Source organism: Vibrio sp. 811, from assembly GCF_033339195.1.
Genome location: NZ_JAWOUB010000320.1, coordinates 1 through 762, shown reverse-complemented (window position 1 = coordinate 762; position 762 = coordinate 1). Strand labels below are relative to the sequence as shown.

Here is a 762-nt window from a genome sequence, read left to right as displayed (position 1 = left end):
ATGCACTCATCGACATTATTCGCCTTGCTGGCATTTCAGGGATGGGTGGTGCTGGCTTCCCTACCGCGAAAAAGATCCAATCGGGCATTGCTCGTACAGAAATCCTGATTGTAAATGCAGCAGAATGTGAACCGTACATCACGGCCGATGACAAACTGATGCAGGAGCATGCCGAAGAGCTTATTCAAGGTATCGAAATTGTCGAACATATCCTTAAGCCAAAACTGACGATCATTGGTATCGAAGATAACAAACCAGATGCCATTAAAGCGTTGGAAAGTGCCGCGCTGAACAAGGACATTGTTATTCGAGTAATCCCGACGAAATACCCGTCGGGCGGTGAAAAGCAGCTGATAAAGATTCTGACCAACAAGGAAGTTCCTAGCGGCTCTATCCCTGCAGATATTGGCATCTTGGTTCAAAACGTCGGTTCTTTATACTCGATTAAGCGCGCTATCATCGATGGCGAGCCAATAATCGAACGTGTCGTTACGTTAACCGGTAAAACCTTTAAACAGCCTCGAAACGTATGGGCGCTCTTGGGTACCCCAGTTCAAGCACTGCTCGACGAATTCGGGTACAAAGCCGATAAAAAACTTCAGCGTTTGATCATGGGCGGACCAATGATGGGCTTTACCCTGCCCCACTCACAGGTTCCTATCACCAAAACGGCGAACTGTATTTTAGCTCCGACTCGTCACGAGATTTCAGCTCATCAATACGAGATGGAATGTATACGTTGTGGTCAATGTGCGGAAGCTT

Annotated in this window: 1 protein-coding gene; it reads left to right on the top strand. The window is 47.2% G+C overall.

Annotated elements, in window-relative coordinates; translation table 11 throughout:
- Positions 1 to 762, top strand: a 762-nt coding sequence (rsxC, locus tag R7Q46_RS26610) for an electron transport complex subunit RsxC (protein ID WP_318078145.1), incomplete at both ends; no start/stop codon positions are given.